Consider the following 22502-nt stretch of genomic DNA (forward strand, 5'->3'; position numbering starts at 1 on the left):
GAAGAATATTGAATTCATATATATACGTATTAGAAGACATTTTTGTGGGTGTTTTTTCCGAAAATTGTCATGTATATGATCTTGATATCCAGCCACAAGGACCAATTCTCTACATACCATAGGTCATGGCAGGTACGTTGGTTTTTCTGTTCCTTGGTATCTGTAGGCCCGCGCCAGCCATTCACCTGTGCCCAGCCCGTAATGCCAGGTTTAAAGTAATGGCGCACCATGTACTTGTCTTCGCTTTCCTGCAACTGTTGGTTTAAGAAACTTCTATGTGGTCTGGGACCTACCACGCTCATGTCACCTAACAGCACGTTTATAAACTGAGGAAGCTCATCTAAGCTGTATTTTCTTAATATGCGACCCAGTTTAGTGATTCTGTTGTCGTTTTCCTGAGTAGACATGGTGCCACCTAAGGCGCTATCGTTCTCGCGCATGCTTCTAAACTTGAACACCTTGAAAGGTTTGCCAGACTTGCCAATCCTTACCGGGCAATACAGAATAGGGCCTGGTGAATCTAACTTGATGAGCGCGGCTATCACCAGAAACACTGGTGCCAGAAATAGGAGCGCTGCCAAGGAGAAAATCTTGTCAAAGGTATTCTTCAATAAGAAGGCATAGGTCTCATCTAACGGGGTCTGGCGCACGTTCACAATGTCCAGGGAGCCTACGCGGGTAGCCTTGTAATTCTTCCCGAAGAGGTTCTGGTAATCTGGAATGTATTTTACCCGAATGCCGTAGTAGTCAGCGGTTTCTAAGATGCGTTTTACTTTTTTAGACGTTTTGACCGGCAGTGCAATCACAATCTCATCTACGGTATTATCTCTTAGGTAATTTTTAAACTGCGCCAGGTCAGAGACAATATTCTCTTGCTGTACCTCGCAGGCCTCGTTCTTGCATTTCACAAAGCCTTTTATCTGATAACTGGCGTCATGGCAGTTGTAGAACTGTTTCTGAATGGTTTTAGCAGTATTGCCTATGCCTGCTATCAGGGTATATTTCGTTTTGTGGTCTACTGCAAAATTTTTGATGGAAGAAAATATGGGTGTATGAAACTGCGAGGCAGTTTGTTGGTTCCCCTCTCTCACGGGCATCATAGGTTTTAAGAAAGAAAGGGAAAGCAATTCTAAGGGAGTAGTTACCTGATCAATCCATAAAGTGGTAGCCGGCGCAAACGTGTAGTGTAGGAATAGATTATTGAAATAAATGTAGAACAGAGTTAGAAGACTGGCAGAAATAATAAAATAGACAGAAAATTTATAAGAGTTGATGGGTCTTCTGTAGGAGACAACAGTGGTTATCAAATAGGCCAAGCAATAGATGGACACCAGGCTACTTACCGCCCATTTAGCATCTTGAGTATATTGAATTAAGAAGAATAGGTATAAAAGCGCCAAGAGGCCTACTAGTAACCTAGGTGTTTTTCTAGAGATGAAGGAACTTGGATCTGTTAAAGAGCTATCTGGTAGAAAAGTAGGTATAGGCTGAATCATGGGTACTCAGATTTAGGCGATGTACTACAATTGCAATAAGGTAAATGGCCAAAGTGGCCCACAAGTAGGAGGTCTTTAAGGATTGGAAGCGTGTCTGGCTCCCTGGCTGCTTAGCAAAAGAAAAGTTTACCGCCACTGGTGTTGACAAAACTGCACGCAAAACCAGCATGGGTAGAAATCACCAAGCCCAGGAGAAGACTTGTTCAAGTGCACCAACTACATCTGCATGCAAAAAGCTTTGCAGATATACTTATTCACTTTTGTATGTCGTAAGGGTAGGGCCTCACGCTCAGAAAGAGGATAGGGGAATTCACGAGCCATAGACAGCCAAGCCAAGTGAAGAATAGATTCCTATTCAAAACCTGATGAGAGTATTTTCACCTTAACAGTGAAAGCTTGCCTTAAATGGTAGTTGAGTCTGTGAGGGAAACCTCACCAGAGGGTGTGCGCTCAGGTACTAATCTGAGTAAGTAGAAGGGAAAAGGTTTTTCATAGAGTAGCATTATTTGTTTACCAACCGCAACTTGCCATTCTCACAAAGGGAGGCTCCTTCTTGAATTGCTATTAAAAGCAAAATTCATTCATCACCGTTCAACCCTTACAACACTAGTGCCTATTACTCTAAAATATACAGATGATCTAAAGGATTTGCTGAAAGAGAAGTTCAGAAATTAAATCTCTTAAGTGCTCTGTATGTCACTGAGATAGCAAAGGTAATGAGATGTAAATATTACCGTTTGCTATATAACCTATATACTAAGATTCTCTTATAAAGTTGTGGCCAATTTTTACAAAAGCGACAATTTATGTCGTGCCAGCCTAAATGAGAATTTACAGAAAGTCCAATAGATTTCTTCTAACAGTACTACTTTGAAAAATTGACGGATTTAATTAAATATATGATTTATATAATATTCAATATGCTTATGGGTAAACCCTGAAAAGGAGAGTGTGGATTTGATTGGGGACCTAAATCACCCAGAGATTTAAAGGAGTTACTTCTTGTTTTTCGGATCCAATAGATGAATACGAATCCTTACACCATAAGGTGAACCAAAACCCGAATAAAAAATCTATATATCCTAAGTTGCAGGAGTTTGCAAAGAAATTGCAGCCTTGCATCCGATTAACTAGACAAGAAGACAAAAGGGGAAGAGGTAAGTATGCAAGAAGAGTCAATGGGACTGAATAATGATCTGCATGACCCAGTCCCATTCACCACTTAACTATTCTTATCATATAGAGACTCCAGAGCCTCTTGAAGCTGGCCGTACTCAAACGTGAAGCCAGTCTGTAGCACTTTGTTGGCACTCACTCTGGAGCCACCTAACACAATTTCACTCATTTCGCCCAACATCAACTTTAACCCGAAGGCTGGTACGTTAGGGAAAACCAAAGGCTTGTGCATCACTGAGGCCAAAGCTTTGGTGACTTCTTCATTGGTACTAGGATGAGGAGATACGGCATTGTACACTCCTTGCATGCTAGTGTCTTCAATGGCTTTGATAAACAAACGGCACATGTCATCAATGTGAATCCAGGACATGTACTGCTTGCCAGAACCAAGCGGTGCACCGGCTAGCATGCGTATGGGTTTGGCAATCTGGGGCAGCGCCCCGCCTTTGTTGCTCAACACAATCCCAATCCTGAAGATAACCGTCCTGATCCCCAAGCTGTGCACCTGCCAAGCAGAATGCTCCCATTGCTTGCAGACTTCGGCTAAAAAGTCAGAGCCGTAAGCGCTTTCTTCCAGCATCAGCTTGTCTCCAGAGTTGCCGTAAATGCCCACCGCCGATGAGGAGATGAACCCCTTCACGTGGTGCTGCACCTTTCCTAAGTAGTCACAGAGCACATGCGTGCTTTGCGTACGGCTGTGCAGGATTTCTTTTTTGCGGGACCCAGACCATTTCTCCTCAGAGACGCTGGCGCCTGCCAAGTTGATGACGTAGTCTGCATACTTCAAGGCGTTCTCATCCAAACAGCCTTTTTTAAGATCCCACTTAAAGGTCTTGTAGTGCGCGTATTTGTCTGGGTTGCGGCTGAGGTGGGCTACTTCATACCCACTGTCAATCAGCATCTCTGACAAACGTGTCCCTAACAAACCAGTGCCTCCGGCAATCAGTATTTTCTTTCCTGACATGTTGCTTTCTATACGATCTGCGTTCACAGCCATCTTTCCCTTCTGAAAAATCAGTTAAGAATAGATGTGCCTGCTCCTTTTAAAGAGGCAGTGCACTGGAAAACGCAGCGAACGTCTGAAAAATTCATCTTCTGGAAGATTTGCATCAGCTTTTGTTATGGCGTATGGCCTGCATGAATTCCAAGCGGTACGCTTCCTGTTCAAATAGCCCCGAATACTCAGAGGTAATGGTGCTGCTGCTCACATCGTTTACGCCGCGGCTCATTACGCAGAGGTGGTCTGCTTCTATTAAAACGGCCACGTTCTCAGTCTTCAACACATCTCGTAATTCCTGCGCAATCTGGCGCGTCAAACGCTCCTGCACCTGCGGTCTTCGCCCGAAGTACTGCACAATGCGGTTCAATTTAGACAAGCCAATCACATGCTCATTAGGGATATAGGCCACATGGGCTTTGCCGATGATGGGCACAAAGTGGTGTTCACAGCTGGAGTACAAGGTAATGTCACGCTCTACCAGCATCTGGCGGTAACCGTAGCGGTTCTCAAACAGACGGGCGGCCGGCCTGTTCTCTGGCTTTAGGCCGTCAAAGATCTCTTTCACGTACATCTTGGCCACGCGGCGTGGTGTGCCTTTCAGGCTATCGTCTTCCAGGTCCAGGCCCAGAAGCTGCATGATCTCTTTAAAGTGGTATTCTATGCCCTCAATCTTCTGCTCATCCGTCAGGGCAAAGGCATCTGGGCGGAGCGGCGTATCCAAAGAACCAGTCATATGGTCTTCTTCAGGATCCTGATCATTGTCCTCCCGTCTATCCATGGTATTCAACAAAGTTTCTTTCGGTTTCAAATAGTGTGACGGACAAAGCCAGGTTTTCTGAGAGGTGGGGGCGCAGGCGTTGCCAGATGACCATGGCAATGTTTTCGGCGGTGGGGTTCAGATGTTTGAACTCGTCTGTGTCCAGGTTTAAGTTTCGGTGGTCAAATTTATCTAAAATTTCTGCTTTAATCAGCAGACTCAGTTTTTTCATGTCATAGACATAGCCTGTGTCTGGGTCTACGGGGCCCGTCAGTCGCACCACCAGCTCATAATTGTGCCCATGGTAATTAGGGTTGTTGCAGAGCCCGAACACCCGGGTATTCTGCTCATCTGTCCAGGCAGGATTATGCAGGCGGTGGGCGGCGTTGAAGTTCTCTTTTCTACAGACGGTTACGTTCATAGTGCATCAAACAGGCAAATGGGCCAATAGGTTTTTAGTGGCGCTTGGCTCAAAGGTAAAATTTTATACGGCTCTGTGCCTATTCTGATTTTTTGCCTAATTTCAGGATTGAATACCTCACTACAATAAGATGAAAGGCAAACGTACGCACATGAAGGCAGTAGCGCTGTTGTTCATGCTTTTAGGCATGGCAACGATGGGTTGGGCACAGCAGCGCTCAACGGTAGACGAAAAGGAAGTGGACATCAATGGCATCGTCCGGAAGGGGCAGCGCATCATGATCCAGCTGGACAGCAAAGTGGTGGAGAAGGCCTGGGCCTCTTATCTAAAGGAGAAGTCCGGCGGCACCGTGAAAGGTCCATCTATTTTACCTACCGCCAAAGCACAAGCGGGTAAAGGCGTGTACACCGTGGAGAAAGCCCAGATAGACACCATTACCACCAACCCCATGCGCATCATGTCTAAGGTAGAGGGCTCTGACCAAGGGACTATGGTCTGGTGGTCTCTGGACTTAGGCAACGCGTACCTGAGCAAAAAGGAAACCACCAAAGAGTGGGCCCGCTCTGAGGCCATGTTGCAGCAGTTCGCGCGCCAAGTATACAAGCAAGACGTGCAGCAACAGATTTCTGATGCCGAGAAAGTATTGGTAAACTCTCAGAATGAGGCCGACCGCGTAGCGCGCCAGGCGGATGAAATCAAATACAAAATCACCAAGAACCAAGCCCGCAAACAAGAACTGGAAGCCGAACTGGCCGCCAACGGCAACGAACTGACTCAGCTAAACCAAGACGTAGAAAACAACCTGAAGCAGCAAGAGGCCGCTAAGAAGGAAGTAGAGAACATGCGCCGCGCCGTGGAGATTGTAAAAGCCAAAATGGACAAGATTAACTAAGCAGTACACTGTGATTTGAAAACGGGAGGGCCCGATGTTTCTGCAACATCGGGCCCTCCCGTTTTCAGGCTGTTTTCCGGAAATCAGGCCAAAAACGATTTAGTGCTTCCACTGCCCGAACTTGCCCTGCTGGTAGTCCTGGTAGGCCTGTCTAATCTCAGCCTCGGAGTTCATTACAAACGGCCCCTGCGCCACCACCGGCTCATTAAATGGCGCCGCATGCCCGAACAACAGAATGCTTTCCTCAGAAGCTTTCACCTCCAATTCCTCTCCGTCATTGTTAAACTCCACCAGGTTCCGGTAAGGCACTTCCTGCCCGTTCACGGTGAGTGAGCCTTTGATGATGTAGAAGAAGATATTACGCTCTGCGGGCACAGATACTTTCAACTCTCCGCCGGGCTGGAAGTAAATGGTGCCCAAAAGAATATCCGTCACGGTGTCAAAGGCGCCTTTGTGCTCGCCCCACGTGCCCGAAACCAAGTTGATGGTCACTTTGTCATCCTCAGGAGAAAAGCTGGGGATGTCTTCCTTCTGCAGACCTTTGTACGCCGGCTCCATCATCTTGTGCCTGGCGGGCAGGTTCATCCACAACTGTAGAATCTCCAGCGGTCCGCCCTTCGCTTTGAAGTCTAAAGAAGACACTTCGGCATGGATTAAGCCACGGCCCGCGGTCATGTACTGCGCCCCACCGGCCGTAATCACGCTCTCGTGGCCGCCGCTGTCTTTGTGCATGATGTCGCCTTCCAGAATGAAGGTCATGGTCTCCATGCCCCTGTGCGGGTGCGGCCCAAACGGCAATCCGTTGTTGTTGGGCTTGTACACCTGGTGCCCGTGGTGGTTCAGAAACAGAAACGGGTCAATCATCTGCAGTCCTCGGGACGGTAATGGCGAGTAGGTGATTAAGTCTGCGATGGGGGAGTATTCTGCTTTATGGATTTTCTTGATGGTTCTCATAGTGACTAGGTTGGAGTAGGCTTATTACTTCCGTAGCGAAGGTAAGCGCCAAAAGGTTGTTATGTGTATGTACGTACATAAAAAATGAAGTAATCTACCTGAAGTAAGTTCTTGTCACAGTAGGCTTCCGTTTTTGGCCTGTTTCCTAGGCAAGAGGCCAAAAACGGAGTTTCAAGTAATAGCCTGTCGCGGAAACAGATGGACAGAAAAAATCCCCTTCCAACTTTGCAGAAAGCTGAAAGGGGAGTATAAGAGAAGTCTATAGGACTACTTGGTTCTAAACGCCTTAAACTGGTTGATCAAACCGTTGGTAGAGCTGTCATGTGACATGACTGGCTCCTCATTTAATAGCTCAGGCAGAATCTTGGAGGCCAGTTGCTTGCCTAGTTCCACGCCCCATTGGTCAAAGCTGTAGATATTCCAGATAATGCCCTGCACAAAGATTTTATGCTCATACATGGCCAGCAAGGCGCCCAGCGTTCTTGGGGTCAGTTGCTTGAACAGAATAGAGTTAGTAGGGCGGTTGCCTTCAAACACTTTAAAGTCTTTCAAGGATTTAATTTCCTCCTCAGACAGGTTGGCGGCACGCATCTCCTTTAAGACTTCCTCCTCGGTTTTGCCATTCATCAAGGCCTCGGTCTGCGCGAAGAAGTTGGCCATCAGTTTTGGATGGTGGTCGCTGAGCGGGTTGTGGCTGACGGCCGGGGCCAGAAAGTCACATGGGATCAGTTTGGTGCCCTGGTGGATGAGTTGGTAGAACGCGTGCTGGCCGTTGGTGCCGGGCTCGCCCCAGATGATAGGACCGGTCTGGTAATTTACCTTTTCGCTGTTCCGGTCCACCGACTTGCCGTTGCTTTCCATGTCGCCCTGCTGGAAGTAGGCGGCAAAGCGGTGCATGTACTGGTCATACGGCAATAGCGCGTGCGCCTCAGCCCCAAAGAAGTTGTTGTACCAGATGCCCAGCAAAGCCAGAATCACGGGCGCGTTCTTTTCAAATGGCGTCTTCTGGAAGTGCTGGTCCATGGCATGCGCTCCATCCAGCAAGGACCTGAAGTTCTCAAACCCGATGGTACAGCAGATGGACAAGCCAATGGCAGACCACAACGAGTACCTTCCGCCTACCCAGTCCCAGAAGGCAAACATGTTCTGCGGGTCAATGCCAAACGCTGACACGGCCTTGGTGTTGGTAGAGATAGCCACGAAGTGCTTTTTGATGTGCTCCTCATTCTTTGCATTCTCCAAAAACCAGGTGCGCGCACTGTGAGCGTTGGTCATAGTCTCCTGGGTGGTGAACGTCTTGGAGGCAATCATGAACAGCGTGGTTTCGGCGTCTACTTTCTTGAGGGTCTCGGCTATGTGCGTGCCGTCCACGTTTGACACAAAGTAGGTGGTGATGTTAGGCTTCTGGTACGGCTTCAAGGCCTCAGTGACCATCACGGGGCCTAGGTCAGAGCCACCGATGCCAATGTTCACGATGGTGGTGATGGGCTTGCCCGTGTAGCCTTTCCAGCCACCCGAGATGATTTGTTCAGAGAAGGCCTTCATCTGGTCCAGCACGCGGTTCACGTCTGGCATCACATCCTGTCCGTCCACCAGAATAGGCGTGTTGGAGCTGTTGCGCAAGGCCACGTGCAACACCGCGCGGTCCTCGGTGAAGTTGATTTTCTCCCCGGAGAACATGCCGTCAATGGCTTCCCGCAAACCGGTCTCCTGCGCCAATTGCAACAACAGTTGCATGGTCTCCTCGGTCACGCGGTTCTTGGAGAAGTCCAGCAGGATGTCCTCAAAGGTGAGGCTCAGTTTCTCGAAGCGCTGCGGGTCCTCCTGAAACAGGTCCTTGAGGTGCTGAGACTGCATCTGCTGGAAATGGGCGTCTAATTTCTTCCAGGCTTGGGTGGTGGTGGGATTTATAGCGGGTAACATAGTTTCATTCTTATTATCTGGCGCGAAGTTAAGAAGAGATTGAATAGAAATGCCAAAGGCCTTTTTACCTCTGGCATCACCTTACTATTCGTGCTTTTCTCTTTTTGGTTATTGAATCCACTGCTGAATTAGCTTTTCGGCGAAGGCCTCATCTTTCCAGCCCATCAGACGGGTGGGTTGCTGGCGGTCCACGTTCAGGTACCAGTTCTGCAAGATGGTCTTCACGGCCGGGTAGCGCCCCGAAAAATCCATGTAGTTGTGCGCCGAGATGGTCTGCTCACTGGGCCGGGCCGGTATAGCCACTATCAGATGGTACAGCTCCCCGCTTCGTTCCAGCACCAGCACGCCCATGGGCAGAATCTCCAGCACCGTCCCCTGTTTTAATTGGTTGGAAAGCACCAGTACCGGCAACGGTGCGGCCGGCCTTCCCTTAGCTGAGTCTACCAGGGTGCTGGGAATAAAGCCCTCGTTGCCTAGATAGGGCAGAAAGTCCAGTTCTTTGGCTCGTCCGGCTTCTGTTTTACGGACAAACTCTTTTTTAATGAAGTCATAGCGCTGCGGCTCAGTGGAGCCGGCGGGCGTCACAATTACGGCCTGCCATTGCTTGGTGTCAGTAAAAGCGGGCACTTCCTGGTAATTGGTGGTACAGCTGCTCAGCACCGCAAAAAGCAGGAGGCAAATAGGGAATAGGTATTTCATAAGGAAAGCAAGTCCTTTCAAGGTAACGTGATGGAGCGGGGTAGGCCCAGTACTAGAACAGAACGGGGGATTCTGTGAGACCAGTACGCCTCCTATAAACTTACACCTTTCCCGCCTAGGATTCCAGCGGTCACGGCACTTTCTTTCTTTTACTTCCATGTTAACAGTTTTTGACTTATTTTTCTGGAAACACCACCAAATCAAACAACCTCTCCATGACGCTTTTACAGAAACTAAGCCTTTGCACGCTGGCCACCGGCCTTTTTGTGCTACCAGCGGTGAGCTACGGGCAAAGCAACGACCTGCACGCCCAGATAGACCGCTTAGCCGACAAGATAGAACCAAAAGTCATCCAATGGCGAAGAGACTTCCACCAGAACCCAGAGCTGGGCAACCTGGAGTTCAAGACCGCCGAGAAGATTGCCAAGCACCTGAAATCCCTGGGGCTGGAAGTTCATACCGGCGTCGCCAAAACTGGGGTGGTAGCCCTTCTGAAAGGCGGCAAGCCCGGCCCCGTGGTCGCCCTCCGCGCCGACATGGACGCCCTGCCCGTGACCGAGCGGAACAGCCTGCCCTTCGCGTCTAAGGTGAAGACCACTTACAATAACCAGCAGGTGGGCGTGATGCACGCCTGCGGCCATGATACGCACATTGCCATGCTCATGGGCGCCGCCGAAATCCTGACTCAGAACAAAAAAGACATTGCTGGCACCATCAAGTTCATCTTCCAGCCCGCCGAGGAAGGCGTACCCGCAGGAGAGGAAGGCGGCGCCAAACTGATGGTGAAGGAAGGCGTGCTGACCAACCCCAAGGTAGAGGCCATCTTTGGCGTGCACATCAATTCGGCCACAGAGGTAGGCACTTTGAAGTACAAGCCGCAGGGGACCATGGCCAGTTCAGACAACTTCAAGATTAAAATTAAGGGTCGTCAGGCGCACGGGGCGTACCCGTGGGCCAGTATTGACCCCATTGCCGTGTCGGCGCAGATAATTAACGGCATTCAGACCATTGTGAGCCGCCAGATGGAAATCACGCAGGATGCCGCCGTCATCACCGTGGGCGCCATTCATGGCGGGGTGCGCTCTAACATCATCCCAGAGGAAGTGGAGATGATCGGCACCATCCGGGCGCTCAACACCGACATGCAGAAAGAACTGCACGCCCGCCTCAAACGCACCGCCGAGATGATTGCCGCCAGCGCCGGCGCCACGGCTATCGTTGAAATCACCGAGCAATGCCCCGTCACCTATAACCACGAGCTGCTCACCGCGCACATGTTGCCAAGCCTAGAACAGGCCGCCGGAAAGAACAACGTGAAACTGACCAAGGCCGTGACCGGCGCCGAGGACTTCGCGTTCTTCCAGCAGCAGATTCCGGGCGTGTACCTGTTTGTGGGTGGTATGCCGAAGGGGATGGACTCCAACAAGATTCCCGCACACCACACCCCGGACTTCATGATTGACGAGAGCGGCATGAAACTGGGCATGCGCACCCTGGCCTACCTGGCCGTTGACTACCTGAATAAGCCTCTGCAGAAGAGCGCATCCAAGTAATTTTCTGTACTTTTGGCGCTTCGTTTTTGGTCTGTTTCTGAGAAAATAGGCCAAAAACGAAGCGCTTTTTTTATGCCTAGAGCCACCTTGTTCAGAGGCCTCTCGGCTGAAACTTGCGCTCAGTTACTTGAATCCATTATTAACAGATTACTCCCTTGAAACTCGCATTAGTAACCTATTCAGATTTGCACAGCTACGGCTCCTTGAGCAGCAGCGAAGACAGTGTATTGGTGGATTACCTCACGTCCAAAGGCCTGGACCTGACCGTGGAGGTATGGAATGACCCGGCCGTGAACTGGCAACAGTACGACGTGGCTATCCTTAAATCGCCGTGGGACTACTTTGACCGCATTGAGGAGTTCTTGGCGTGGCTGGACAAAATAGAAGGCTTGGGCGTGCGCCTGCTCAACCCCGTGGACATTGTGCGCTGGAATACGGACAAGCACTACCTGTTACAGATAGCTGAAACCGGTCTGCCCGTAGTTCCTTCTGCCTTGCTTAAAAGAGGCACTGACATTAACCTGGAGGAACTCTACACCCGCTTTGGCACCGATAAACTTATTGTGAAGCCTACGGTGAGCGGCGGTGCCAAGAACACGTTTATTGTAGCAAAAAACCAGGCCGCCGCCGAGTTGCCCAAGATTCAGGAGTTGACCGCCACAGAGGATTTTCTGGCCCAGCCATTCATGCCGCAGATTCAGGAAGAAGGGGAGTGGTCGTTTCTGTTCTTCGGGGGGAAATATAGCCATACCTTGCTCAAGTCTGCCAAGAGCGGTGACTTTAGAGTGCAGCACTTTTTTGGCGGCACCATCCATCCTCAGGAAGCCCCCGCGCACCTATTGAGCCAAGCCCAGAAACTGGTAGACCAATTTGCCCAAGGCTGTCTCTACGCCCGCGTAGACGGCGTGGTGGTAGGAGAGGAACTCCAACTCATGGAACTGGAGCTGATCGAGCCGTTCCTGTTCTTGCACACCAATGAGCATGCACTGGAGAACTACTATCATGCTTTGAAAAGCATGCTTTAGGCGTAGGAGATTTTTAGGGATAATCCTAACTAAATGAGACTGTTAATCTTATTATTCGGTTTGATAATTAACATTCCTAATATCCAAAAGGGAATTAAAGCAGGCTTTGGAGTAGCAGCAAATAAATCTGTTACTTCACTAAATTCAAAGAAACCAACTCTTCATAAGATATGGGTTTTTAAGGAAATAAAGCACGTTAAGAATAGCGTAGGCACTATGTTCAACGTGCCGATAATTACGTTGATGGATTTTAGGGATCAGAGCACCTTGAGATATGAAATCAATGATTCTGTGCAATCTGTACATTATGAAGTAGAAATGAATCATATTAGGTTCAAACAAGAAGGTGTCCTAATTCCGGTGAGTTATAGAATCGAAAAACTTACAAAAAGGACTTTAGAACTTATTCTGGTTATTGACTATACACAAGGAGATAATAGACTGCAAGGAGACTTGGTCAAGTTAATATTTAATCAGATTGAAAAATGACTTCCTGAATAAGGCGCATAAGCTATGGCATGGCGGTAGGCATGCTTCATGCACGAAACTTTCCAAGAACTCAGGGGGATTGAAGACCTGCAAGTATTTTCCTTAAAACCGTTTTTGGCTCATTTCCCAGAAAGTAGCCCAAAAACGGAAAGCCCTCTCAAAATCAAATTTGAGAGGGCTTTCCGTTTTATAATGGTTTGATTCTTATGAGAAGTAGTTCACGCTCATGCCACCGTCCACAGCTATGCACTGGCCCGTAATATACGCCGCCGCGGGCATGCATAAGAAGGCGACCGCTCCGGCCACGTCTTCGGGGTTGCCGATGACGTTGAGCGGAGTGCGGCTCAACACGCTCCTTAAATACTCTTGGTCCTGTAAGACGGTCTCAGCTAGAGGGGTTTTAATGTACCAAGGCGCCACGCAGTTCACGCGGATGCCGTAGGGTGCCCATTCGCCGGCCAGGTTCTTAGACAGCTGGATTAGGGCCGCTTTGGTCATGCCGTAGATGGTGCCCGTGCGCACGTGGCCCAAACCAGCCACCGAAGACACGTTCACCACGTTGCCCTGCGGGGATTTCTGCAGCAGCGGCAAGGCATGCTGGCAGAGCTCAAAGGCACTGGTCAGGTTGGTCTGCAACAGAAAGCTGTATTCTTCTGGGCTGTAGTCTTGGATTTTCTTTCTAATGTTGGTGCCCACGTTGTTGACCAAGATGTCCAGGCCGCCCCAGGTATTCTGAATCAATTGCAGGAGGTTGTGGCGGTCCGCCGAAAGGCTTACGTCTGCGACCATGCCAGAGGCTTTAAGGCCACGAGCCCGGTAGTCTACCACGGCTTGGTTTACCTCCAGTTCCTTGCGCGCGACAATAAGCACCTCGGCGCCCAAGGTAAGCAGTTCTTCTGCAATGGCGGCGCCTATGCCCTTGGTGGCGCCGGTGACCAAGGCCCGGCGGCCTTCTAAACTCCAACGGTTCTGTTGCATGTTCTGTGGTTCAATTTGGTAATGGAATCCAAGTCTACGCAGAAACTCTGTAACCTGATAGCTTTGCCGCCGTTTTTGGGCTGTTTTCTGAAAAAGAGGACAAAAACGAGGAGGCCTTTACTCTATCAGTAACGGCCTATTGTATGTCCCTCGAGCAACTAACAACAAATAACGAGCAACAAAAAAATAGGGCAATAAAAAAAGCCGGTGTAGAAACCGGCTTTTTTCAAAACTAAAACTATGGGAAAACCAATTGGATATGGTCCTATCCTCTTCTTTCTTTGATACGAGCAGCTTTACCAGAAAGGCCTCTCAAGTAGAACAGACGAGCTCTTCTTACTTTACCTCTGCGGATCACCTCGATCTTCTCGATGTTTGGAGAAAGAAGCGGGAAAATACGCTCTGTACCGATTTGGTTAGACACTTTTCTTACAGTGAAAGTCTCGCTTACACCAGAGTTTCTGCGTTGCAATACCACGCCTTGGAATTGCTGGATACGCTCCTTGTTACCCTCACGGATTTTCACGTGAATGTTCACGGTATCGCCAGCAGCAAAAGAAGGAATAGACGCACGCTTCTCAGTGTATTCCTGCTCTACTAATTTGATTAAATCGCTCATGACTATAATATAGTGTCTATTTTATCTCAAAATTCGGAGTGCAAATATAGACGTAATTTTTGTAATTGTAAATCAAGTAGTAATAATTTTATTCTTCGGGCAATAAATCAGGCCTGCGTTCGCGGGTTCTCTGTATTGCCTGCTCAAAGCGCCACTCCTCTACTTTAGGGGTATTGCCAGAAAGAAGAATCTCTGGGACGGCATGTCCCTCAAAGTCAGCGGGCCGGGAATACACCGGCGGCGCCAACAGGTTGTCCTGGAAAGAGTCTGACAAGGCACTGCTCTCATCATTCAATACGCCGGGTATGATTCTGATGATGGAATCTGCCAGCACCGCGGCCGCCAGCTCCCCACCCGACAAAACATAGTCGCCTATGCTTATCTCATGGGTCACAAACAAATCGCGCACGCGCTGGTCTACGCCTTTGTAATGACCGCACAGAATGATGATGTTCTCCAGCAGGGACAAGCGGTTAGAGGTAGCCTGGTTCAGCGTCTGGCCGTCTGGGGTCATGTAAATGACCGCGTCATAGCTGCGCTGGGCCTGCAATTCTCTTATGCACTTGGCAATGGGCTCTACCATCAAGACCATGCCCGCACCGCCGCCAAACGCATAGTCATCAATCTGACCGTGCTTGTTGATGGCGTACTGGCGTAGATCGTGCAGATGCACTTCTACCAGGCCTTTGTCCTGGGCACGCTTTAAGATGGAGTGGCTGAAGGGGCCGTCTAGCAGGCTAGGCTGGCAGGTGATAATATCAAACCGCGTCATCGTCGTCGTCTTCCTCTTCACCGGCAATAGGTGGCTCTTCCTCCATTCTGTTAGAGGGCTTGGTGTAGACCTCCATCAGTCCTTCGGGCAGGGTCACGTACAGCTTTCTCTCTGCCTTGTCTGTCCTCTGGATGACCTCGTCGTTCACCGGAATCAGGATCTCATGGCCCTGGTACTGCATGGCCAATAGGTCTTGCGCCGGCAAATCAAAGAAGGTTTCTACCGTTCCCAGTTCACCCAGCACACTGTCCACCACGGTGTAGCCAATCACTTCATGGAAGTAGAACTGGTCTTCTTCCAACTCCGGCAGCATTTTCAGCGGAAGGTACAGGCTGGTGCCTTTCAACTTCTCGGCTTGCACCACGGTGTCCACATCCTCAAACTTGATGATGCTTTTGCCTTTGTCCTGCGGATTGAGGTCATCAATGAAAAAAGGAACCAGCTTCCCGTTAATTAACAGGAAAACTGATTCCAATTCATCGTACTCTTCCGGGAAGTCTACGTCAAAAAACGCGACCACCTGGCCCTTGGTGCCATGCGTACGGACGATATACCCCAACTGGAAGCATGCGTCTAACGTCATGGCCGTAAAATTAAGCTTGCTCTTCTGTAGCGTCAGCAGCAGGAGCCTCAGTAGCACCTTCTTCTGTAGCAGTCTCAGCTTCAGCAACTGGAGCTTCTTCTTCTACTTCTGCAACTGGCTCAGGAGCCGGCGTGTTTTTCAAACGGATAGCTTCTGCACGAGCCGCGTTTACTTTGGCTTCAGCCTCAAGGTTAGCCTTTTTCTTAGCAGCTTTGTCAGAGCCTAATTGCTCTTTCTTGCCAGTAATCTTAGCGTCTTTGGCGTCTTTCCACTCTTGGTAACGGGCATCTGCCTGCTCTTGCGTCACGGCACCTTTGGCAACACCAATCTGCAAGTGCTTTCTGAACATAACACCAGTGTAAGAAAGCATAGCTTTCACAGTGTCAGTTGGTTGAGCGCCTTTCAATACCCAATCCAACGCTTTGTCTTCGTTGAAGTTGATAGTGGCAGGGTTGGTTTGTGGGTTGTAAGTACCCAATTTCTCGATGAAACGACCATCACGTGGTGAACGAGAATCAGCTACTACGATGTCGTACATAGCTGCTTTTTTGCGGCCTCTGCGGGCCAGTCTGATTTTAACAGGCATAACTAGTTTTGTTAAAGCGCCGGAACCCGTCCGGCATTGGGGGGCAAAGATACGCCAATTTCTAACAAATTGACAATGTGAAGTTTTGAAATTGATGGAATGTGCTAATTAACAACCTGCTTGTAATGTTAACGGAGATGCATGTATGAAAATGAGCGAGCAAGTTGAAGTGGCTGGGCTGCTTCCGTTTTTGGCCTGTTTTCCGGGAATTAAGCCAAAAACGGGAACAAGCGCCAAGATAGGCGCAGATTAAAAGTCAAATAATCAGTCGCCTTCCAATAATCAGTCTAAAAAGCAAAACGCCTCAACACAAGTAAGTGCTGAGGCGTTTTTATGATTTGGTCCTAATTATGACCGAACTGGCGCTTTCTTCAATTTGATGATGCGCAATTTGTCCAAAGTCCAGATAACCGGATAGGTTGGGTCCACTTCCCACCACTTCACCCCGAAGTTCACGCGGTTAGGCAATTTGTGGTGGTTGTTCTGGAACAACTCTCCGCCGGTCAAGAAGTCAAAGAACAGCGAGTTTCTGGACTTGTCATTGTTGTCAAAGTTCTGGTAGCCGTATTTGTGGCCGCTCCAGTTCACAATGGCGCCGTGCAACGGACCCATCAAGAAATGCAAAGGCAGTAGCAGGTACAACCACCAGTGCTCGGCAAAATTGATATAGATGAGTACGTAAATCACGCCCCAAGCCAGACGAGAACCCCAGTGGTCGCCAATGCTCTCCAGCGCGCGCCAGGTTGGGTAGTTGCCGTCAAATCTTTCCTCCACCTCTGTGCGCTTATTCAAGAAATCATTGTAGATGTTCTTGGTCTTCCACATCATAGTAAAGGCATTGCTGGAGAAGTGCGGGGAATGCGGGTCACGCTCTGTATCTGAGAAGGCGTGGTGCATGCGGTGCATGATGGCATACGCCCTTGGCGACAAGTAAGAAGAGCCTTGGCTCACGTAGGTTAACAAGAAGAAGAATTTCTCCCAGAAAGCGTTCATGGTGAACATTTTGTGGGCGGCGTAGCGGTGCAGGTAAAACGTCTGTACAAACAGTGACAAGTACCAGTGTACTACAAAGAAAACGAGGATAACAAGCATAGGTGTGAGATGATGTATTGTCTGCCAGTGGGTGGCAATTGCTAAACAGCCGGCAAGTATTTAAGTTCACAAATCTACGAACCTACAAGGAAAGGCCGTAAAGTCTGCTTTAAAAATTAACTGATAATGATGAAAGTCATCTTTTGCAGCCTGAATAACTGGCTACATGGAGAGGAAAACTAAGATTGAAATGGTTGCCAGGCGGCTATCTTGGGAGGAGGAGCCTGCACCGTCAACCATTCTTTTGACACGGGATGCTCAAAGCCCAATTCGCGGGCGTGCAGGCAGATGCTTTTGTTGGGCAGCGGTTCTGGGGCGCCGTATTTGAGGTCGCCTACAATGGGGCATTTGAGTGAGGCCAATTGAACGCGTATCTGATGGGGCCTTCCCGTAATGGGTCGCACCTCTATCAAAAACTTGTTGCCTGCGGCTTTCAATAAAGAGTAACTGAGTTCGGCGCGCTGGCTGCCAGGTCTTTCTGAAGGGTGGGCTTTGGTGATGTTCTTGGCCGCGTCTTTTACGAGCCAATGCACCAAGGTGCCACTCTCTGGTTGCGGGGCCCGAAGGGTTACCGCCCAGTAGACTTTCTGCGTTTTACGGGAGCTAAACTGCTCATTCAAGCGGGCCAGGGCTTTAGAGGTTTTCGCCAAGAGGACCACGCCGCTCACCGGCCTATCTAGCCTATGTACCACACCCATGAACACATTGCCCGGCTTCTGGTACTTCTCCTTTATGTATTCCTTGGCCAGTTCAGACAAAGGCTTGTCGCCGGTCTCATCACCTTGCACCAGCATGCCGCTGGGTTTGTTGACCACCAGAATATGGTTGTCTTCAAACAGTATGTCTAGGGCAGGAGCAGGCATGGCGTTTTTGGGCTGTTTTCTGGAAAAGAGGCGGAAAACGGAATTATTGTTGATTGTCTATTGCTGATTGTTGTTCAATGAAAATCAATCAGCAATAGACAATCAACAATCAGTAATTAATAAGCTTCTTTTTCAGTGGGGAAGTTGAGGGACTTAACGTCTTTGATGTAGTTGCCCACGGCGTTGGTGATGGTCTCGTGTAGTTCGGCGTAGCGGCGCAGGAAACGTGGTTTGAACTCTTTGGTGATGCCAAGCAAATCATGAATCACTAATACCTGACCGTCTACGTGCGGACCGGCGCCAATGCCAATGATAGGGATATGCAGTTCAGCGGCGACGCGTTTGGCCAGGCTAGACGGAATTTTCTCCAGCACAATGGCAAAACAACCTAGTTCCTGCAGCAAGTGGGCGTCTTCTATGAGTTTCTCGGCTTCGGCTTCTTCTTTGGCGCGCACCGAGTAGGTGCCAAATTTATAGATGGACTGCGGGGTTAAACCCAGGTGGCCCATCACGGGTACGCCAGCGCTTAAGATGCGGGTGATGGAGTCTTTAATCTCAAAGCCGCCTTCCAGCTTTACGCCGTGCGCGCCAGACTCCTTCATGATCCTGATGGCAGAGCGCAGGGCTTCAGAAGAATTTCCTTGATACGACCCAAACGGCAAGTCCACCACCACAAAGGCTCTTTTGACCCCGCGCACCACAGAGGAGGCGTGGTAGATCATCTGATCCAGCGTGATAGGAAGGGTAGTTTCATGACCGGCCATCACGTTAGAGGCAGAGTCACCTACCAGTAACACGTCTGTGCCGGCGGCATCCAGCAGAGTGGCCATGGAGAAGTCATAGGCCGTGAGCATGGAGATTTTTTCGCCGCGCTCCTTCATGGTGTGCAGCTGGTGGGTGGTGACAATCTTTACCTCTTTCTGTACTGACATACGCTCCCGCCTGTTAGTGTAGGCTCCAAGCAAAGGTAGGAAAAGAACATTGGCACTAGAAAGCGTTTTTGCCCTGTTTTTTTCAAAAAGAGCCCAAAAACAAAAAAGCCACCGGGTAGGTGGCTTTTGCTGCTTAGTAGCGGTACGGGTTGGAGCTTCCGGTTCTGCGTATTCTCAAGTCTTGCAGAATAGAAGACTTGGCGTTGATGTTGATGGAGTACATCTGGTACGGGCCAAACGGCACCCAGTTGATGGACATCTGCCAGCAGTGCAAGTCTCTGGTTATGGCAATGTTGGTGTAACTCAGCATCTTGTTCTTGAAGTCATAGTTGGTGGTGTAGTTAAACATCCACTTGTCTGTGAGCGTCACAGAACCATTGATCCCCGCCGATGTAGCCTGGTTCTCTAGTTTGCCGTTCTCAAAGTCCCTTCCAAAGTTAGAAGTCAGGTCAATGGCCAAAGTCCAGGGAATATTAAACGCTACGTAGTCTGCAGCGGTCAAATCACGTTGCAAGCTAGGTAGGTTGGTGGGAGGCGGCGCGGTAGAGTTCTGTTGTTGCTTGCGGGCCGTTGGGTTCAGCTCAAAGCTGGTGTTAAAGTACAGACTCGTGATTCTAGCAAAGCTAAGTCCTCCGCCCTCCACCAGCAGTCTGTCAATTCTTCGGTTGTTCTGGTCATACTGGTAAGGGTCCAGCACGGCACCGGCCGTCAACGGGAAGTTGTTGAACAGACGCGTGCTCAAGTCCACGTTGATGTTGGAAAGCTTGAAGGAGTCGGCGGCGAAGTTATAGGCAGAACGTATGGCAAAGCGGTCAATCAAACTTACCTTCTTGAAGCCACCGGCACTGTCGCTCTCCGTCTTCACTTTCATCTCCACGTTGTTGTCAATACCAAAGGTCATGGCACTAGTAAGACCCGGCCCCGGCACGTTGCCCTCTAAGCCCTGGAACCTGGAGAGCAGTTGGGTGTTTCCATTGGCATCACTCTGAACGCGCTGGTAAAAGCCAAACTCCGGCCGGCCGAAGTCTGGTCTAAAGCTATAGCCCAAGTTAGGGGTGATGGTGTGACGGATGGCCTGCACCTTTTTCCCTTTGAAGTTGGCAATGCCGTACACGTTGGTGGTGAAGGAAACCCCACCTGAGTATTGGTACGCTCTATGGAACCCGCTCACCGTGTCAATCTTCAGCAAGTCTGAGTTGGGGATTGAACTGTACGTGAATTTCTTGGTGAACCAGCTTTCATTGTAAGACACGCTGGGCGTCAGCTTGAAAAACTTGAACAGGTTGATGGTCCCCAGTGTGATAGGAATGTCATGGTTGATAGACGTCCTGGCATTCCTGAATATCTCTGACAAGTTGGTGCCATTGATGGCCAGTGTAGTGTCTTTTCTCGCCGCGTCAGAGAAAGGATAGCCTGCATTGCCGCCACTAGAAACGGTATTGCTTACATTCTGGCGGGCGGTTAAGTTATAGCCAATCCGTATGCCTTCTACCCAACGACCGGTCATGGCTACTCCAAACCACTCCAGGGGGCTTTGGCTGGCCACCCCTAAACTGAAGTCAGGCAATACAAAACTCATGTTCTGCGTGGCTTCTGTGATGGTAGTGTCTCTTCCGTCTGGGGTCTGATAACTGTAAGAGTTAGTGCCTTGCGACTGGCTTTGGGAAACTTGGATGGAGTAGTTGATTGGCGAATTGGGACTGCTTTTACGATACGAGACCGTTGAGTTGAAAGACGGGCTCAACGCCTGCTGCGCGCTGGTAGGGTTGCGTTGGTTAAAGAACTGGCTACCGGCGTTCACACTGGCAGAGAATTGGCCTTTGCCTGGTCGTACAATAGGAGTGTGGCTCCAGCTAATCCAGATGTCCCTAGAGTCTCCAGTTAATCTGTAATCTTCATTTAAGTTAGCGCCACCCAAATCTTCTGCCCCTTTGGTGTAAGAGTGACGAAGGTTGAAATTACCGCTGAACTTATAACGGCTTATGTAATTGGACTGAACCTGCACACCATAGCCGCCCAAAGAGTAAATGTCGCCGGTAAAGCGCATGTCCAGGTAGTCATTCACGGCCCAGTAGAAACCTCCCTCGCGCAGATAGAAACCCTGCTGGGCAGACTCCCCGAAGGACGGAATGATAATCCCTGACCCGCGTTTTTGGGGAGAAGGAAAGAAACCGAAAGGAAACCCTATGGGCGTGGGTACATCAGCAAACACCAAATGGAAAGGCCCGGCCACCACGCGGTCGCTGGGAATTACTTTCATCTTGGTGGCTTTAATATAAAAGTGCGGATGCTCCAGGTTACACGTGGTGTAGCGGGCATGGCGTCCGTAAATCTCGTTGAGCTCATTCTTCTTGATGGTCTCTGCGTGGATGAAACCTTCGCCCTGCGTAGTGACCGCGCCAGAAACTTTACCCTTTTTTGTTTTGTAGTTGTAGACGATGCGCTGGGCTTGGTAGGTCTCAGCGCCGTTCTTGAACAAGGGCTTCTCTTGCATCACCCCGGCAGAGTCTAGAATACCGTCTGCGGTAAGGGTATTGGTTTTCCAGTTGATTTGAATGTAGGCCGCATCCAGGGCAATCTCGCCATAATCAATGTGCGCAGTGCCATACAAGTGCATGATTTGCTGGATGGCGTCATACCTTATGGAGTCTTTGGCCTTATAATTGATAGTGGTCTCAATGTCACCTTTGCGAGTCTTGGCCGTGTCTCTTACAGACACACTCAAAGTATCTGGCCGAGTGGGGCGTACCTGAGCCTTTCCCTCCAAACTGGTGAATACGGCAGCAAGGACCAGGAGGGCGACTGCTAAAAACTGGAGGGATCTCTTCTGAATCAAGTAGAATTTTTGTTGTTTTGTACTTATTAGTACAAAGTTATTAACTATAGCTTTTAACTAACGATACTCGTGAAAAATATTGTCTCCCTTTGCCTGCTTGTTTTTTTACTCCTCCCATCCTTTACGCCAGCTAAACGGAAAGAGGTGAAAGTGCGCACGGTGGTCATTGACGCTGGTCACGGTGGTAAAGATATAGGTTGTAACGGCAAATCTGCCTACGAAAAACATGTGGCCTTGGCTGTGGCCCTAAAACTGGGCAAGCAGATAGAGGAGAACAACCCAGACGTGAAGGTGGTCTACACCCGTAAGAACGACACCTTTGTGGAGTTGATTGACCGGGCCGGCATCGCTAATAAAAACCACGCAGATTTATTTATTTCCATCCATTGCAACTCAGGTCCTAGCGCTGCCTTTGGCACGGAGACGTACACCATGGGTCTGCATACCTCCAACGGCAACCTGGCCGTAGCCAAGCGCGAGAACTCGGTTATCTTACAAGAAGAGAACTACAAAGAGAACTACGGCGGCTTTAACCCCAACTCGCCGCAGAGCCATATCCTGTTCAGTCTCTACCAGAGCGCCTATATTGACAACAGCCTTCGGTTTGCCCAAAAGGTAGAGAAACAATTTAAATCCAAGTTAGGACGTTCCAGTAGGGGCGTAAAGCAAGCGGGCTTTCTGGTGCTCTGGAAATCTGCCATGCCTAGCGCCTTGATTGAGATAGGATTCCTGACCAATCCTAGTGAGGAGAAGTTCCTCAACGATAATAGCAACCAATCGTATATGGCTTCAGGCATATACCGGGCCTTCAAAGAGTACAAGCAAGAGCTTGAGGCCATGAACTAACCAATTCCAA

The 22502-nt window shown here is 49.4% G+C and carries 21 protein-coding genes; 5 read left to right on the forward strand and 16 right to left on the reverse strand.

All coding sequences use genetic code 11. The features are described 5' to 3' along the window. Positions 1-29: 29 nt before the first annotated feature. The 4 genes from TH61_RS10190 to TH61_RS10210 form a co-directional block, all read right to left on the reverse strand. Positions 30-1496, reverse strand: a complete 1467-nt coding sequence (locus TH61_RS10190) for an exopolysaccharide biosynthesis polyprenyl glycosylphosphotransferase (protein WP_082780352.1) — start codon at positions 1494-1496, stop codon at positions 30-32. Positions 1497-2718: 1222 nt separating this feature from the next. Then, a complete protein-coding gene (locus tag TH61_RS10200; RefSeq protein ID WP_066508838.1) occupies positions 2719-3636 on the reverse strand; it encodes a TIGR01777 family oxidoreductase in 918 nt (305 codons plus the stop codon). A gap of 145 nt (positions 3637-3781) precedes the next feature. Further along, positions 3782-4450, reverse strand: a complete 669-nt coding sequence (folE, locus tag TH61_RS10205) for a GTP cyclohydrolase I FolE (RefSeq protein ID WP_066508840.1) — start codon at positions 4448-4450, stop codon at positions 3782-3784. Further along, entirely contained in the window at positions 4443-4850 is a 408-nt protein-coding gene (locus TH61_RS10210) for a 6-carboxytetrahydropterin synthase (protein WP_066508841.1), read from the reverse strand. Before TH61_RS10210 ends, folE begins: the two co-directional genes overlap by 8 nt. Before the next feature lie 130 nt (positions 4851-4980). Between TH61_RS10210 and TH61_RS10215 the strand changes: the two genes are divergently transcribed. Further along, on the forward strand, positions 4981-5742 hold the full coding sequence (locus TH61_RS10215; protein WP_066508842.1) for a hypothetical protein: 762 nt from the start codon (positions 4981-4983) through the stop codon (positions 5740-5742). 99 nt (positions 5743-5841) lie between these two features. Here the strand turns inward: TH61_RS10215 and TH61_RS10220 are convergent, their stop codons facing one another. The 3 genes from TH61_RS10220 to TH61_RS10230 all read right to left on the reverse strand — a co-directional run bounded on the left by TH61_RS10220 (position 5842) and on the right by TH61_RS10230 (position 9318). After that, positions 5842-6696 (reverse strand): pirin family protein, encoded by an 855-nt coding sequence (locus TH61_RS10220; protein ID WP_066508844.1) that lies wholly within the window; start codon positions 6694-6696, stop codon positions 5842-5844. Positions 6697-6963: 267 nt separating this feature from the next. Further along, entirely contained in the window at positions 6964-8619 is a 1656-nt protein-coding gene (gene pgi, locus TH61_RS10225) for a glucose-6-phosphate isomerase (protein ID WP_066508847.1), read from the reverse strand. A gap of 108 nt (positions 8620-8727) precedes the next feature. Further along, positions 8728-9318, reverse strand: coding sequence for an inorganic diphosphatase (locus tag TH61_RS10230; protein WP_066508849.1), 591 nt, complete (start codon positions 9316-9318; stop codon positions 8728-8730). A 215-nt stretch (positions 9319-9533) separates the two neighbouring features. On the opposite strand from TH61_RS10230, the gene TH61_RS10235 reads away from it, so the two are divergent. The 3 genes from TH61_RS10235 to TH61_RS10245 all read left to right on the forward strand — a co-directional run bounded on the left by TH61_RS10235 (position 9534) and on the right by TH61_RS10245 (position 12385). Next, the gene (locus TH61_RS10235) at positions 9534-10871 is read left to right on the forward strand and encodes an amidohydrolase (protein ID WP_066512769.1); all 1338 of its coding nucleotides are present in this window, start codon (positions 9534-9536) and stop codon (positions 10869-10871) included. Between the two features lie 155 nt (positions 10872-11026). Further along, positions 11027-11896 (forward strand): RimK family alpha-L-glutamate ligase, encoded by an 870-nt coding sequence (locus TH61_RS10240; RefSeq protein ID WP_066508851.1) that lies wholly within the window; start codon positions 11027-11029, stop codon positions 11894-11896. Positions 11897-11929: 33 nt separating this feature from the next. Further along, entirely contained in the window at positions 11930-12385 is a 456-nt protein-coding gene (locus tag TH61_RS10245) for a hypothetical protein (RefSeq protein WP_066508852.1), read from the forward strand. A 204-nt stretch (positions 12386-12589) separates the two neighbouring features. Here TH61_RS10245 and TH61_RS10250 read toward each other — a convergent pair whose 3' ends face one another. The 9 genes from TH61_RS10250 to TH61_RS10290 form a co-directional block, all read right to left on the reverse strand. Next, a complete protein-coding gene (locus TH61_RS10250; protein ID WP_066508854.1) occupies positions 12590-13363 on the reverse strand; it encodes an SDR family oxidoreductase in 774 nt (257 codons plus the stop codon). A 265-nt stretch (positions 13364-13628) separates the two neighbouring features. Further along, positions 13629-13982 (reverse strand): 50S ribosomal protein L19, encoded by a 354-nt coding sequence (gene rplS / locus TH61_RS10255; RefSeq protein WP_066508855.1) that lies wholly within the window; start codon positions 13980-13982, stop codon positions 13629-13631. 88 nt (positions 13983-14070) lie between these two features. Further along, a complete protein-coding gene (trmD, locus tag TH61_RS10260; protein WP_066508860.1) occupies positions 14071-14754 on the reverse strand; it encodes a tRNA (guanosine(37)-N1)-methyltransferase TrmD in 684 nt (227 codons plus the stop codon). Continuing rightward, the gene (rimM, locus tag TH61_RS10265; protein WP_066508861.1) at positions 14741-15337 is read right to left on the reverse strand and encodes a ribosome maturation factor RimM; all 597 of its coding nucleotides are present in this window, start codon (positions 15335-15337) and stop codon (positions 14741-14743) included. Before rimM ends, trmD begins: the two co-directional genes overlap by 14 nt. A 10-nt stretch (positions 15338-15347) precedes the next feature. Beyond that, positions 15348-15923 (reverse strand): 30S ribosomal protein S16, encoded by a 576-nt coding sequence (locus TH61_RS10270; RefSeq protein WP_066508863.1) that lies wholly within the window; start codon positions 15921-15923, stop codon positions 15348-15350. Between the two features lie 348 nt (positions 15924-16271). Then, on the reverse strand, positions 16272-17015 hold the full coding sequence (locus tag TH61_RS10275) for an acyl-CoA desaturase (RefSeq protein WP_066508866.1): 744 nt from the start codon (positions 17013-17015) through the stop codon (positions 16272-16274). Positions 17016-17194: 179 nt separating this feature from the next. After that, on the reverse strand, positions 17195-17878 hold the full coding sequence (locus TH61_RS10280) for an RluA family pseudouridine synthase (RefSeq protein ID WP_066508868.1): 684 nt from the start codon (positions 17876-17878) through the stop codon (positions 17195-17197). Positions 17879-17994: 116 nt separating this feature from the next. Further along, positions 17995-18810: a 3-methyl-2-oxobutanoate hydroxymethyltransferase gene (panB, locus tag TH61_RS10285; protein ID WP_066508870.1), complete on the reverse strand. Its 816-nt coding sequence runs from the start codon at positions 18808-18810 to the stop codon at positions 17995-17997. Between the two features lie 133 nt (positions 18811-18943). Beyond that, entirely contained in the window at positions 18944-21646 is a 2703-nt protein-coding gene (locus tag TH61_RS10290; protein WP_066508872.1) for a putative LPS assembly protein LptD, read from the reverse strand. Positions 21647-21715: 69 nt separating this feature from the next. Between TH61_RS10290 and TH61_RS10295 the strand changes: the two genes are divergently transcribed. Next, the gene (locus tag TH61_RS10295; protein ID WP_066508873.1) at positions 21716-22492 is read left to right on the forward strand and encodes an N-acetylmuramoyl-L-alanine amidase; all 777 of its coding nucleotides are present in this window, start codon (positions 21716-21718) and stop codon (positions 22490-22492) included. The last annotated feature ends 10 nt before the right edge of the window (positions 22493-22502 follow it).

Origin of the sequence: Rufibacter sp. DG15C (assembly GCF_001577755.1) — a bacterium.
Classification (GTDB): Bacteria; Bacteroidota; Bacteroidia; order Cytophagales; family Hymenobacteraceae; genus Nibribacter.